This window comes from Kitasatospora sp. NPDC057015, assembly GCF_042673745.1.
In the GTDB taxonomy this organism is placed as follows: domain Bacteria; phylum Actinomycetota; class Actinomycetes; order Streptomycetales; family Streptomycetaceae; genus Kitasatospora.
Genome location: NZ_JBHUSG010000045.1, coordinates 22,375 through 34,597, shown reverse-complemented (window position 1 = coordinate 34,597; position 12,223 = coordinate 22,375). Strand labels below are relative to the sequence as shown.

The following is a 12,223-nucleotide window of genomic DNA, read 5'->3' as shown; positions in this document are numbered from 1 at the left end:
GCCTGCGGGTGTCGGCCGGGTGGCCGCCGGTCGGCCGTCCGGCCGACGGCGTTCGCGGCTGCCGGCACCAGGGGGCCTCAGCCGGGGGACGGCAACGGGGTGTTCCGCCGTGAAGCCGGCGCGGGGAACCGACCCGCGTGGTCGAGGAGAGAGGACAGCACCGTGTCGGTGAACCTGGCCAAGGGACAGTCGGTCAGCCTGCAGAAGAGTTCGGGTGAGTCCCTGACCGTCGTCCGGATGGGCCTGGGCTGGCGGGCCGCCCCCAGGCGGGGCCTGTTCGGCAGCCGCACCCGCCAGATCGACCTGGACGCCTCCGCGCTGCTCTACGCCGAGAAGACCCCCTCCGACGTGGTCTTCTTCCAGCACCTGGAGAGCAACGACGGCTCCGTGCGGCACACCGGTGACAACCTGGTGGGCGGGGCCGGCGCGGGTGACGACGACGAGTCGATCCTGGTCGACCTCTCGCACGTGCCCGTGCACATCACCCAGGTGGTCTTCACGGTCAGCTCGTACACCGGGCAGACCTTCGCCGAGGTGCAGAACGCGCACTGCCGGCTGGTCGACGAGAGCAACGGTCAGGAGCTGGCCCGCTACGAGCTGGCGGGCGGCGGCCCGCACACGGGCCAGATCATGGCCAAGGTGTTCCGCGAGGAGTCGGGCGGCTGGGGCATGCAGGCGATCGGGGCGCCGGCCCGGGCCCGTACGTTCCAGGACATGTTGCCCGCGATCGACCCCTTCCTCTGAGCCCGGCGGGTTCCGGCGGGTTCCGCCCGGCCGGCCGGGCCCGGGCCGGCCCGGTACAGGGTGGATCTTTACCTTCTTTACCTTTTCTTGGGCTTCCTGTTAGTGTTGGCGGCAGCGGAGGGGAGTATTCCCCCGCAGTGTCCCCGTCATCACGGATGCCCCTTCAGGGGTGCCCCGGGGCGCTGGTCCGTTCGCCCCCTGAATGCGGGCCGACGGGCGGAAGAGACCTCCGGCAGTGACGATGACTGTCTCGCCTACCTGCCGGAGGAGCAGCAGAAGTGGACGTTTCCCTATCTTTGTGGATCGGCACCGTCGGGGTGTTGGTCGCCCTGATCGTGGCCGATTTCTTCATCGGCGGCCGAAAGCCCCACGAGGTCTCGATCAAGGAGGCCGGAATCTGGACGGCCGTCTGGGTCGTCCTGGCTCTGATCTTCGGCGGATTCCTCTGGTGGCACTCGGGCTCGCAGCCCGCCACGGAGTTCTTCGCCGGTTACATCACCGAGAAGTCGCTCAGCGTCGACAACCTGTTCGTGTTCATTCTGATCATGGGCAAGTTCGCGGTGCCCAGGATCTACCAGCAGCGCGTGCTGATGTTCGGCGTGATCATCGCGCTGGTCCTGCGGGCGGTCTTCATCGCCGGCGGCGCCGCCCTGGTGACGCAGTTCTCCTGGGTCTTCTACATCTTCGGTGCCTTCCTGGTCTGGACGGCCTGGAAGCTGATCAAGGACGCCCGGGCCGGCGAGGAGGAGGAGTTCGAGGAGAACCGCCTGCTCAAGACCATCGAGCGGCGCTTCCCGTCGACCAGCGTCTACCACGGCACCAAGCTCTTCGTCCGGGAGAACGGCCGCCGGCTGATGACGCCGATGCTGATCGTGATGATCGCGATCGGCACCACCGACGTCCTGTTCGCGCTCGACTCGATCCCCGCGATCTTCGGCCTGACCCAGGACCCGTACATCGTCTTCACCGCCAACGCCTTCGCCCTGATGGGTCTGCGCCAGCTGTACTTCCTGATCGGTGGTCTGCTGAAGAAGCTCGTCTACCTGTCCTACGGCCTGTCGGTGATCCTCGGCTTCATCGGTGTGAAGCTGGTCCTGCACGCACTGCACGAGAGCGGTGTGCACGTGCCGGAGATCGGCATCCCGCTGTCGCTCGGCTTCATCGTGGTGGTGCTGACCGTCACCACCGTGGCCAGCCTGATCGCCTCCAGGCGGCAGGAGGCGCTGGAGAGCGAGCAGCCGGAGAAGGCCGACGTCTGATCCCCCCGGCAGACGCCGTCGGCGGCCCCGCGGACCGGAGACCCCGGTCCGCGGGGCCGTTCCGCCGACCGGGGCCGGGCGCGGGAGTCACCCCTGGTCCGTCGGTCAGTAATATTCATCGGCGGCAGTGTCGATCGTCAGGGCACAATCACGGGCAGACCACCGAAAGCAGGCTCCCGTGACCCTCGCACCGACCCGCCTCACCCTCGACGACCTCTTCGACGCCGCCGACTTGGCCGCCGCCGTCGAGGCGGGGCACGTCACCCGCAAGCCGCACCCGACGCTGCCGGTCTCGATCTACACCTACACGCCGGTCTGCCAGTACGGGCACATCTGGACCCCCGTCACCATGCGCTGCCGGGGCCTGATCGCGGACGACGCGAGCGGCGAGGTGGTCGCCCTGCCGTTCCCGAAGATCTTCGTGACCGCGATGCACGGCCTGCACGACTTCGCGCCGGCGCTGCCGGCCGAACCGTTCGAGGTCTTCGAGAAGGCCGACGGGAGCCTGGCGATCGTCTTCCACCACGCCGGTCGCTGGCACGCGGCGTCCAAGGGCTCGTTCATCTCCGAGCAGGCCCGCTGGGCCCAGCAGGTCCTCGACCGCTCCGACACCAGCGGCCTGGACGAGGGCCTCACCTACCTCGCGGAGGCCATCTACCCGGGCAACCGGATCGTGGTGGACTACGGCGCCCGGCAGGACCTGGTGCTCCTCGCCGCGTACCGGCCCGCCGACGGCAGCGAGGCACCGCTGGCGAGCGTGGCCGCGCAGTGGGAGCCGATCGGCCCGGTGGTCCGCTCCTGGGGTCTGAGCTCCGACGTCGCCGAACTGGAGAAGCGCGCGGCCGAGGACACCACGATGGACGGCGAGCAGGTCGGCGGGACGCGCGAGGAGGGCTACGTCATCCGCTTCGCCTCCGGCGTCCGGGCCAAGCTGAAGCTCACGGCCTACCTCGCACTGCACCGGCTCTACACCGGCACCAACGAGCGGACGGTCTGGGAGGCGCTGGCCGCCGGCCGCGAGCTCGGCACCCTGTTCGACCGGGTGCCGGACGAGTTCCGGGACTGGGTCGAGCAGATCGCCGACCGTCAGCGCGCCCTGGTCGCCGAGTTCGTGGCCCGGGCCGAGGCCGACTTCGCGCTGATCCCGGCCGGCCTGGACCGCAAGTCCTTCGCCGCCGAGGCCGGGAAGTCCCGGCTGCCGGCCGCGATGTTCCGCCTGTACGACGGGCGGGACGTCCTCGACATGGCCTGGAGGGCCGTCAAACCCCGCGGCGACGCGCCGTTCAAGACCGACGACGAAGGCTGAACCATGCCCACCGTGCACCTCACCACCGGCCTGCCCGCCTCCGGGAAGACCACCCGGGCCCTGCAACTGCTCGCGCAGTCGCAGGGCACCATGCGCCGGGTCAACATGGACGACATCCGCGCGATGCTGGACGAGCACGGCGGCGAGCGGGCCTGGAGCCACAAGCACGAGAAGACCGCGATGGCCGTCCAGGAGGCCGCGATCCTGGCCGCCGTCCGGGACGGCTTCGACGTGGTCGTCGACAACACCCACATGACCTCGGGGATGGCCGGCCGGCTGAAGGCCGTCCTGGCCCAGGCGGACGACGTCACCTTCGTCGTCCACGACTTCACCGACGTCCCGCTGGAGGAGTGCCTGGCTCGCGACGCCGCCCGCGCCAACCCGGTCGGCGAGGAGGCGATCCGCCGGCTGGACCAGCGGCACCGGTCCGCCCGGCGCAGCGGCTGGCGGCTGACCGCCGAGTGGATGGCCGAGACGATCCCGGTGGAGCCGTACGTGCCCGCCGAGGGGCTGCCGTCGGCGGTGATGGTGGACATCGACGGGACGCTCGCGGTGAACGTCTCGCGCGGGCCGTACGACTTCGAGCACTGCGACGAGGATGCCCTCAACACGGCGGTCGCGGACACCGTCCGGCTGTACCGGGACGCCGGCCACCGGGTCGTGGTGCTGTCCGGCCGGAGCGAGGAGTACCGGCCGCAGACCGAGGCCTGGCTGGCCACCCACGGCGTGCCGTACGACGAGCTGTGGATGCGCGCGGCGGGCGACACCCGCCGGGACGACGCGGTGAAGCTGGACCTCTTCGACGCCCATGTCCGCCACCGCTTCGCCGTGCGGGTCAGCCTCGACGACCGGGACCGGGTGGTGGCGCTCTGGCGCCGGCTGGGCCTGCCGACCTTCCAGGTCAACTACGGGGACTTCTGAGGCGGTGTCGCCGGCCCGGCCGGTCGTTCCGGGTGCCGGCCGAGGCCGGCACCCGGAACGACCGGAGCCGAGGGGCTGTCGGTGCAGGACCACCGGCGCGCGACGGCGCCGTTGTTCCGGCTCCAGTCGGCGATCTCCAGGCAGAGTCCGCTGTGCAGGTTGCGGATCGAATCCCCGGTGTACGGGCTGGCCGCCACCGCACTTCCCCCCGGGATCACGGCGACCGCAATCGCCACGCCGGCTGGAATTCCGAACCCGCGGTTGAGTGAGCTCTTTGCGCGCCGATATTCATGATGTGCATCCCCCGAGATATTCAACGGCCCTTGGCGGCCGAATTCACGGGCCTTCCCACCACGGGTGGTGATGCTCGTCGAGGCAATATATTTGTACGGAATTTCTCGTGCTGGGCGTCTTGCAGGATATTCATCGTTTGACCGGCATGCACGATGTCGGCGGCCCGCCCGATGACGGCGGACCGCCCGACACCCGCGCCGGGGTGCCGGGCGGTCGCGCTCCGCCTACCAGCCGCGCTCGCGCCACTCGGCGAGCTTCGGCCGCTCGGCGCCGAGCGTGGTGTCGGCGCCGTGGCCGGGGTAGACCCAGGCCTCGTCCGGCAGGACGTCGAAGACCTTCTCGTTGACGTCCCGGAAGAGGCTCTCGAAGGCGGCCGGGTCGCCCCAGGTGTTCCCGATCCCGCCGGGGAAGAGGCAGTCGCCGGTGAACACGTGCTGGTGGCCCTGCGGGTCGTCGTAGACCAGCACGATCGCCCCGGGCGTGTGGCCGACCAGCTGGCGGACGGTGAGCTCCACCCGGCCCACCCGCAGGACGTCGCCGTCGTCCAGCAGCAGGTCGGTGGGGACGTCCACCGCCTCGGCGTCGATCCGTCCGGCCGCGGTGCGGGCGCCGGTCGCGGCCACCACCTCCGCCAGCGCGCCCCAGTGGTCGTGGTGGCGGTGGGTGGTGACCACGGTGGCCAGCCGGTCGCCGACCGTCTCCAGCAGCACCGGCGCGTCGGCCGCCGCGTCGATCAGCAGCTGCTCGTCGGTGGCCCGGCAGCGCAGCAGGTAGGCGTTGTTGTCGTACGGGCCGACGGCCACCTTGCTGATGATCAGGTGGGCCAGCTCGCGGACGTCCGGCGGGCCGCCGACCTTCACCGCTCCGTGGTACGTCATCGGGGCGCTCCTCCTCGGTCTCGGGTGCTGCCGGACGGCAGGACCCCTGGCTCTGCGATCATCATCGGCGCGCTCCCGGCCGCGTCGCGACCCCGACCCGTTCCCATCCTCGCGCGCTCAGCCGAGCGGCGGAAGCTGCGGCAGTGCGGTGCGGGCGTCGGCGAGCTGCCGGCCGCCCTGGTGGACCTGGAGTCCGTCGCCGGCGGAGCGGCCGGAGAGCCAGGCGGTGAGCGCCCGCACGGGGCCCTCGGCGGTCAGTCCGGGCTCGCCGTCCCGGTCGCCGATCCGGGCCCGGTCCCCGGTGTCCTCCGCGACCAGCAGGACGGCGGGCAGCCCGGGCGAGCCGTCCAGCCTGGCCGCCAGCCGGCGGAACTCGGCGGCGGCGAACTCCTCCGGCCAGTGCGCGGGGGTGTGGCCGGCGTCCAGGTCGACGTGGTGGTACTCGACCTCCATCAGGCGCTTCCAGGGGATCTCGAACGCCTCGAAGGTGACGCCGGAGCGGTGGCGGACCTCCGCCGTCCAGGCCTTCTCGTCGAGTTCCTCGGCGGCCGCGGTGAAGCGCAGGGCGGATTCCCGGATGTCGGCGAGCTGGACGTCCAGCGGGCGCGGCGCCCCCGCCTCGATGTCCCGGTCGCGGGTCTCGGGCGTGGCGTACTGCGGGATGTCGGTGCCGGTGCGCGCGCCGTCCAGCAGGTTGACCAGCGAGTCGGCGTTGCGGGCGATGTGCGCGAGGACGTGTCCGCGGGTCCAGCCGGGCAGCGCCGAGGGGCCGGCGACGGCCTCCGGATCCAGTGCGGAGACCGTCCGCAGCAGCTGGTCGGTGCTCTCCGCGAGCAGGAGCAGGCTGGTCGCGGCGGCCCGGGCCGCGAGTTCGGGTGCGCTGGTCGCCGAGCTGCCGGTGTCGGTCATGGTCTACCCCTCCGAAGGTGTCGCCCGGCCGGTCCGAATCCGCCCGGGTCTGTCGTGCGCTGTCCGGTACCGCGTGGATCGCTGGGTGTCGCCCTCGCCGCGTGCCCGCCGGGGCGGCCGCTCGTTGAGTGGTACGACGCTATCGCCGATCCGCCGGGCGATGGGGCGGATATCCGGTGTGCCGGCTCGGATTGGCCGGTTCACCTGGGGGGTTGTCCGGGTTGCGGGGTGGTGCGGGGCGGGCCCGCGGCGGGGCCGCCGTCACCCGTTCGGGTGGTCTCCACTGGACAAGCTCGATAATCGAACGCCTGAGCTAGTAGGCTGGCCGTCCCAAGCTGCAAGACTGGAACACCGGAAGAACGGGCCGTCCGAGCCCGTTGGCATCTGGGTGAGAGTCCTCAGCCGAATCCTGAGTGAGAAGCCCACCGGAGAAAGGCGCCAGAAGCAGTGGCCGACCGCCTCATCGTCCGCGGTGCTCGTGAGCACAACCTCAAGAACGTCTCCCTCGACCTGCCGCGCGACTCGCTGATCGTCTTCACCGGCCTCTCCGGCTCGGGCAAGTCCTCGCTGGCCTTCGACACGATCTTCGCGGAGGGTCAGCGGCGCTACGTCGAGTCGCTGTCCTCCTACGCCCGCCAGTTCCTCGGGCAGATGGACAAGCCCGACGTCGACTTCATCGAGGGCCTCTCCCCGGCCGTCTCCATCGATCAGAAGTCCACCAACCGCAACCCCCGCTCGACGGTCGGCACCATCACCGAGGTGTACGACTACCTCCGGCTGCTGTTCGCCCGGATCGGCAAGCCGCACTGCCCGCACTGCGCCCGGCCGATCGCCAAGCAGTCCCCGCAGGCCATCGTCGACCGCGTGCTGGAGCTGGCGGAGGGCACCCGCTTCCAGGTGCTCAGCCCGGTGGTCCGCGAGCGCAAGGGCGAGTTCGTCGACCTCTTCGCCGACCTCCAGTCCAAGGGGTACGCCCGCGCCCGGGTCGACGGCGCGACCGTCCAGCTGGCCGAGCCGCCCAAGCTCAAGAAGCAGGAGAAGCACACCGTCGAGGTGGTCATCGACCGCCTCACGGTGAAGGAGAGCGCCAAGCGCCGCCTGACCGACTCCGTGGAGACGGCCCTCAAGCTGGCCGGCGGCATGGTCGTGCTCGACTTCGTCGACCTCCCGGAGGACGACCCGGAGCGCGAGCGGATGTTCTCCGAGCACCTCTACTGCCCGTACGACGACGTCTCCTTCGAGGAGCTGGAGCCGCGCTCCTTCTCCTTCAACTCCCCGTTCGGCGCCTGCCCGGACTGCTCGGGCCTCGGCAACCGGATGGAGGTCGACCCCGAGCTGGTCATCCCCGACGAGGAGAAGTCCCTCGACGAGGGCGCCATCCACCCGTGGTCCGGCGGCCACACCAAGGAGTACTTCCAGCGGCTGATCGACGCGCTCGCCGGCGAGCTCGGCTTCCGCACCGACATCCCCTGGGCCGGCCTGCCCGCCCGCGCCAGGAAGGCGCTGCTGTACGGCCACAAGCACCAGGTCGAGGTCCGCTACCGCAACCGCTACGGCCGCGACCGCTCCTACACCACCGGCTTCGAGGGCGCGGTGCCGTTCATCCAGCGCCGGCACACCGAGGCCGAGAGCGACAGCAGCCGCGAGCGCTTCGAGGGCTACATGCGCGAGGTGCCCTGCCCGACCTGCGAGGGCACCCGGCTCAAGCCGGTGGTGCTGGCGGTCACCGTGCAGGGCCGGTCGATCGCGGACGTCTCGGCGATGTCGATCAGCGACTGCTCGGACTTCCTCGGCGCGATGAAGCTCGACGCCCGCGACAAGCAGATCGCCGAGCGGGTGCTGAAGGAGGTCAACGAGCGGCTGCGGTTCCTGGTCGACGTCGGCCTGGACTACCTCTCGCTCAACCGGGCGGCCGGCACCCTCTCCGGCGGCGAGGCCCAGCGGATCCGCCTCGCCACCCAGATCGGCTCCGGCCTGGTCGGCGTGCTCTACGTGCTGGACGAGCCGTCCATCGGCCTGCACCAGCGCGACAACCACCGGCTGATCGAGACGCTGGTCCGGCTGCGGGACATCGGCAACACCCTGATCGTCGTCGAGCACGACGAGGACACCATCAAGATGGCCGACTGGGTGGTCGACATCGGCCCGGGCGCCGGCGAGCACGGCGGCAAGGTGGTGCACTCCGGGTCGCTGAAGCAGCTGCTCACCAACAAGGAGTCGCTGACCGGCCAGTACCTCTCCGGCAAGCGGTCCATCCCGATCCCGGCGGCCCGCAGGCCGCGCGACAAGAAGCGCCAGCTGGTGGTGCACGGCGCCCGCGAGCACAACCTCCAGGACGTCACCGTGGCGTTCCCGCTCGGCACGTTCACGGCGATCACGGGCGTCTCGGGCTCCGGCAAGTCCACCCTGGTCAACGACATCCTCTACACCCACCTCGCCCGGGAGCTGAACGGCGCGCGCAGCGTGCCCGGCCGGCACACCCGGGTCACCGGCACCGACCTGGTCGACAAGGTCGTGCACGTCGACCAGTCGCCGATCGGCCGCACCCCGCGCTCCAACCCGGCCACGTACACCGGCGTCTTCGACCACGTCCGGCGGCTGTTCGCGGAGACCCAGGAGGCGAAGGTGCGCGGCTACCTGCCGGGCCGCTTCTCCTTCAACGTCAAGGGCGGCCGCTGCGAGAACTGCTCGGGCGACGGCACGATCAAGATCGAGATGAACTTCCTGCCGGACGTCTACGTTCCCTGCGAGGTCTGCCACGGCGCCCGCTACAACCGGGAGACGCTGGAGGTCCACTACAAGGGCAAGTCCATCTCCGAGGTGCTGGACATGCCGATCGAGGAGGGGCTGGCCTTCTTCGAGGCCGTCCCCGCCATCGCCCGGCACCTGCGCACCCTCAACGACGTCGGCCTCGGCTACGTCCGGCTCGGCCAGTCCGCGCCGACCCTCTCCGGCGGCGAGGCCCAGCGCGTCAAGCTCGCCTCCGAGCTGCAGAAGCGCTCCACCGGCCGGACGGTCTACGTGCTGGACGAGCCCACCACCGGCCTGCACTTCGAGGACATCAGCAAGCTGATCAAGGTCCTGGACGGCCTGGTGGAGAAGGGCAACACGGTCGTCGTCATCGAGCACAACCTCGATGTGATCAAGACGGCCGACTGGGTGGTCGACATGGGCCCCGAGGGCGGCTCCGGCGGCGGCATGATCGTCGCGGAGGGCACCCCCGAGCAGGTCGCCTCCGTCCCTGCCAGCCACACCGGCAAGTTCCTGCGCGACATCCTCACCGACGTCAGCGACGCGCCGGCGCCCGCCCCGGCCAAGGCGCCCCGCAAGCGGGCCGCCGCCAAGAAGTAACCCCGGCCCCGCGCCGTCCGCCCCCGGCCCACCCGGGGCGGGCGGCGCGGTCTCGCGCCGTAGGATGCGGCGCAGGTGCCCCGCGCACCCGGTGACGGTCGAGCCGGCCCGCCCGCCCGGTCGAGCCGGGCGCACCGGGCCCGCCCGGCCGTCCGCAGCAGATCCGACCGTACGAGCAGGAGCCACCGATGTCCGAGGCCCAGCAGAGCCCCGCCACCACCCGCCGCACCCTGCTCTGCGGAGCGGCCGCCGTCCTCGCCGGCGGCGGCGCCCTCACCGTGTCCGGCTGCTCCTCGGCCGGCGGTTCCACCTCCTCCACGGCCGCGGCCGGCGGACCGGTCGAGGTCGGCCCGGCCAGCGAGGTGCCGGTCGGCGGCGGCAAGGTGTTCCGCGAGAAGAAGATCGTCGTCACCCAGCCGACCGCGGGCCAGTACAAGGCGTTCAGCGCCAAGTGCACCCACGCCGGCTGCATCGTCGACCAGGTCAAGAACAACGAGATCCTCTGCCCCTGCCACGGCAGCCGGTTCAGCATCACCGACGGCTCGGTCCAGGGCACGGGCCCGGCCCCCACCCCGCTGCCCTCGTACCAGGTGACGGAGAAGGACGGCACCCTCACGGTGACCCAGGCCTGACCGGGCGGGCCGGCCGGGGCCCGGCCCCGGCGGCAGCCGCCCGGCAGCGTCACCGGGCGGCTGCCGCCGTCCCTCAGCAGGTGCCCGACGGGACCCACCGGTGGGACGCGATGTTGTTCTCCAGCGTCTGGCCGCGCCCGCCGCCGGTGCCCCGGTTGAACGTCACCGTGGACAGGTCGTCGATCACCGTGCCCGTGTCGATGCAGCGGTAGGCGCCGCTGTAGCCGGTGCCCCAGTAGACCAGGACGTCGCCCATCCCGTCGTCCACGCCGTTGTTCCACAGCGAGTGGGTGACGTTGGCGCACGACCCCCAGTTCGACGAGTTGCCCGCCCACTGGGCGCACTGCGTGGTCCGGTTGACGCCCAGGTAGGCGTGCAGGTTGCCGTCCGCCGAGACCTGCGACGGCGTGGCCTGCGCGGTGGCAGGCAGCAGTGCGGCGAGCGCGGCCACGGCCACCCCGGCCACGGCGGTGGAGATCTTCCTCATGCTGTTCCCTCTTCCTGGTGAACGGTGATCCTGGTGAACGGTGATCCTGGTGAACGGTGATCGCCCCCGGAGGTGCGGGTCCGGCCGTCGGGCCGGACAACTCCAGCCTGCGGCCCGGGAGTCCACCGCCGGCAGGCCTTTCGGCCGAGCCTTAAAACCGCAGCTGGACGGCGTGCGCACGACCCGCGAGACTGCAGGCGGGGCGGAGGCGGGGGCCTCCGGGGGAGGGGAGGACCCATGCTGCGGATCCACTTCACGGCGGACGACCTGGCCAGGACCAGGGTGGCCGGCACGGTCGGGGCGGCCGCCGAGACCGGCCACGCGCTCGACCAACTGCTCTGCCGGGTCAGCCCGGTGGCCTTCCGGCCGTGGCGCAGGCAGCTGAGCGGGCAGTTCGGCGGCCGGCTCCGGGAGGCGCTCGGGCCGATGGTCTCGCTGGTGCCCGGCCCCGGCCAGGCGCTCGACCTGTCGGCGCTCGCCGGCTCCGCGCCCTCGATCGAGGCCGGCGCCGAGCACCTGCTGTCCGCCGCCGACTCGCTGGTCCGGATGGAGATCGAGCACCTCGCCCTGCCGCGGGCCGAACCCCGGTGGTTACGGGCGCTGATGGAGGGCGACCGGGAGGCCAGGGAGCTGCTGGCCGGCTCGCTCGACTCCTGTTACCGCGCGCTGGTGGAACCCCACTGGCACCGGATGCGCGGGCATCTCGACGCCGTCAGGGCCGGCTACGCGCGCACGGTGCTGGACGGCGGCGTCGAGCGACTGCTGGAGACGGTCTGCCCCACGCTGGTGCGCTGGGAGGCCCCGGTCCTGCGGGTCCGGTTCCCCCGGGACGCCGACATCCGGCTCGCCGGCCGCGGACTCGTCCTCGCGCCGACGGTGTTCCTCGCCCACCAGGCCGTCCTGCTGACCGACCTGACGGACGAGGCCGCGCCGCTGGTCCTGGGCATCCCGACGCTGCGCGACCCGCTCACCGCGGCCGCGCTCTGGGACGACGGCGACCGCGACGGCGGTACGGAGGCCCGGCGCTCCCTCGGCGCGCTGCTGGGCCGGACCAGGGCGGCGGCCCTGGACGTGGTGGCGCAGGGGTGCAGCACCGGGGAGCTGGCCCGCAGGCTCGGCATCTCACCGGCGGCCGCCAGCCAGCACGCGGGCGTGCTGCGCGACGCCAACCTGATCACCACCCGCCGTCGGGGCGGCGCGGTGCTGCACTCGATCACCCCGCTCGGCCTCGACCTGCTCAACCGCGGCGCCGCCCGCTGACCGGTCCCGCGCCGACCCGTGCCCGAACCCGATCCTCAACCCGTGCCCGAACCCGTGCCCGAAGCCGCTCCTCAACCCGTGCCCGAACCCGTGCCCGAAGCCGCTCCCGACCCGGCGTCGACCCGTGCCCCGACCCGGTACCGGCCAGGTCGAGGGGGCGGCCGCCGTCCCGCGGGCCGAAG

The 12,223-nt window shown here is 71.8% G+C and carries 10 protein-coding genes; 7 read left to right on the top strand and 3 right to left on the bottom strand.

The window, feature by feature from the left end; genetic code table 11:
• The first annotated feature begins 162 nt into the window (after window positions 1-162).
• From ACFTWP_RS31965 to ACFTWP_RS31950, 4 genes are all read left to right on the top strand, one after another.
• Entirely contained in the window at window positions 163-744 is a 582-nt protein-coding gene (locus tag ACFTWP_RS31965; protein ID WP_380268454.1) for a TerD family protein, read from the top strand.
• 278 nt (window positions 745-1,022) lie between these two features.
• The gene (locus tag ACFTWP_RS31960) at window positions 1,023-2,003 is read left to right on the top strand and encodes a TerC family protein (RefSeq protein WP_380268453.1); all 981 of its coding nucleotides are present in this window, start codon (window positions 1,023-1,025) and stop codon (window positions 2,001-2,003) included.
• A gap of 178 nt (window positions 2,004-2,181) precedes the next feature.
• Window positions 2,182-3,309, top strand: a complete 1,128-nt coding sequence (locus tag ACFTWP_RS31955; RefSeq protein ID WP_380268452.1) for an RNA ligase — start codon at window positions 2,182-2,184, stop codon at window positions 3,307-3,309.
• A 3-nt stretch (window positions 3,310-3,312) separates the two neighbouring features.
• The gene (locus ACFTWP_RS31950) at window positions 3,313-4,230 is read left to right on the top strand and encodes an AAA family ATPase (RefSeq protein WP_380268451.1); all 918 of its coding nucleotides are present in this window, start codon (window positions 3,313-3,315) and stop codon (window positions 4,228-4,230) included.
• A gap of 518 nt (window positions 4,231-4,748) precedes the next feature.
• On the opposite strand, the gene ACFTWP_RS31945 is transcribed toward ACFTWP_RS31950, so the two are convergent.
• Together ACFTWP_RS31945 and ACFTWP_RS31940 are read right to left on the bottom strand one after the other, a co-directional pair.
• Window positions 4,749-5,402 (bottom strand): MBL fold metallo-hydrolase, encoded by a 654-nt coding sequence (locus tag ACFTWP_RS31945; protein WP_380268450.1) that lies wholly within the window; start codon window positions 5,400-5,402, stop codon window positions 4,749-4,751.
• A gap of 117 nt (window positions 5,403-5,519) precedes the next feature.
• Complete coding sequence (locus tag ACFTWP_RS31940; protein WP_380268449.1) at window positions 5,520-6,311, bottom strand: maleylpyruvate isomerase family mycothiol-dependent enzyme; 792 nt, start codon at window positions 6,309-6,311, stop codon at window positions 5,520-5,522.
• A gap of 447 nt (window positions 6,312-6,758) precedes the next feature.
• Between ACFTWP_RS31940 and uvrA the strand changes: the two genes are divergently transcribed.
• Entirely contained in the window at window positions 6,759-9,662 is a 2,904-nt protein-coding gene (gene uvrA / locus ACFTWP_RS31935) for an excinuclease ABC subunit UvrA (protein ID WP_380268448.1), read from the top strand.
• Window positions 9,663-9,850: 188 nt separating this feature from the next.
• Window positions 9,851-10,294 carry a Rieske (2Fe-2S) protein gene (locus tag ACFTWP_RS31930; RefSeq protein WP_380268447.1) on the top strand — a complete coding sequence of 148 codons (444 nt, stop codon included), beginning with the start codon at window positions 9,851-9,853 and terminating at the stop codon, window positions 10,292-10,294.
• A gap of 73 nt (window positions 10,295-10,367) precedes the next feature.
• On the opposite strand, the gene ACFTWP_RS31925 is transcribed toward ACFTWP_RS31930, so the two are convergent.
• A complete protein-coding gene (locus ACFTWP_RS31925) occupies window positions 10,368-10,781 on the bottom strand; it encodes a hypothetical protein (protein WP_380268446.1) in 414 nt (137 codons plus the stop codon).
• A 237-nt stretch (window positions 10,782-11,018) separates the two neighbouring features.
• Between ACFTWP_RS31925 and ACFTWP_RS31920 the strand changes: the two genes are divergently transcribed.
• Complete coding sequence (locus ACFTWP_RS31920) at window positions 11,019-12,041, top strand: ArsR/SmtB family transcription factor (protein WP_380268445.1); 1,023 nt, start codon at window positions 11,019-11,021, stop codon at window positions 12,039-12,041.
• Window positions 12,042-12,223 lie beyond the last annotated feature (182 nt).

What these genes read in the sequence shown, in the direction of transcription:
- ACFTWP_RS31950 (WP_380268451.1), top strand. Translation starts at nt 3,313, where the DNA reads ATGCCCACCGTGCACCTCACCACCGGCCTGCCCGCCTCCGGGAAGACC.
- ACFTWP_RS31945 (WP_380268450.1), bottom strand. Translation starts at nt 5,402, where the DNA reads ATGACGTACCACGGAGCGGTGAAGGTCGGCGGCCCGCCGGACGTCCGC.
- ACFTWP_RS31940 (WP_380268449.1), bottom strand. Translation starts at nt 6,311, where the DNA reads ATGACCGACACCGGCAGCTCGGCGACCAGCGCACCCGAACTCGCGGCC.
- ACFTWP_RS31930 (WP_380268447.1), top strand. Translation starts at nt 9,851, where the DNA reads ATGTCCGAGGCCCAGCAGAGCCCCGCCACCACCCGCCGCACCCTGCTC.
- ACFTWP_RS31925 (WP_380268446.1), bottom strand. Translation starts at nt 10,781, where the DNA reads ATGAGGAAGATCTCCACCGCCGTGGCCGGGGTGGCCGTGGCCGCGCTC.
- ACFTWP_RS31920 (WP_380268445.1), top strand. Translation starts at nt 11,019, where the DNA reads ATGCTGCGGATCCACTTCACGGCGGACGACCTGGCCAGGACCAGGGTG.